The organism is Phormidesmis priestleyi ULC007 (assembly GCF_003003695.1).
Taxonomy (GTDB): Bacteria; Cyanobacteriota; Cyanobacteriia; order Leptolyngbyales; family Leptolyngbyaceae; genus Phormidesmis_A; species Phormidesmis_A priestleyi_A.
The window spans coordinates 1-711 of sequence record NZ_PVWG01000149.1 but is presented as its reverse complement, the minus strand read 5'-3'; the positions used below and the strand labels follow the sequence as shown (position 1 = coordinate 711).

The following is a 711-nucleotide window of genomic DNA, read 5'->3' as shown; positions in this document are numbered from 1 at the left end:
ATCGGCTTACACTTCTACCCAATTTGGGAAGCCGCCTCATTAGACGAGTGGCTCTACAACGGCGGACCTTATCAACTCGTGGTCTTGCACTTCCTGCTCGGCATCTTCTGCTACATGGGACGGGAGTGGGAACTGTCCTACCGTCTCGGCATGCGTCCTTGGATCTGCGTTGCTTACTCCGCCCCCGTCGCCGCTGCGACTGCCGTGTTTTTGATCTACCCGATCGGACAAGGCTCGTTCTCGGACGGCATGCCCCTGGGCATCAGTGGCACCTTCAACTTCATGTTGGTGTTTCAAGCTGAGCACAACATCTTGATGCACCCGTTTCACATGCTGGGAGTCGCTGGAGTTTTCGGCGGTAGCTTGTTCAGTGCGATGCACGGTTCGTTGGTGACCTCCTCGTTAGTGAGAGAGACGACCGAGAACGAATCGCAGAACGCGGGGTACAAGTTTGGGCAAGAAGAAGAGACGTACAACATTGTGGCCGCGCACGGCTACTTTGGGCGGTTGATCTTCCAATATGCGTCGTTTAACAACAGTCGCTCCTTGCACTTCCTCCTCGGCGCTTGGCCCGTCGTCGGCATTTGGTTCACGGCGTTGGGCATCAGCACGATGGCGTTCAACCTGAACGGGTTCAACTTCAACCAGAGCATCATTGATTCGCAGGGACGAGTGATTAGCACTTGGGCGGATGTGATCAACCGAGCGAAC

The 711-nt window shown here is 55.6% G+C and carries 1 protein-coding gene; it reads left to right on the top strand.

Going from position 1 to position 711, the window contains the following annotated elements; genetic code table 11:
* Positions 1–711, top strand: a 711-nt coding sequence (locus C7B65_RS27120) for a photosynthetic reaction center family protein (RefSeq protein ID WP_106254260.1), incomplete at both ends; no start/stop codon positions are given.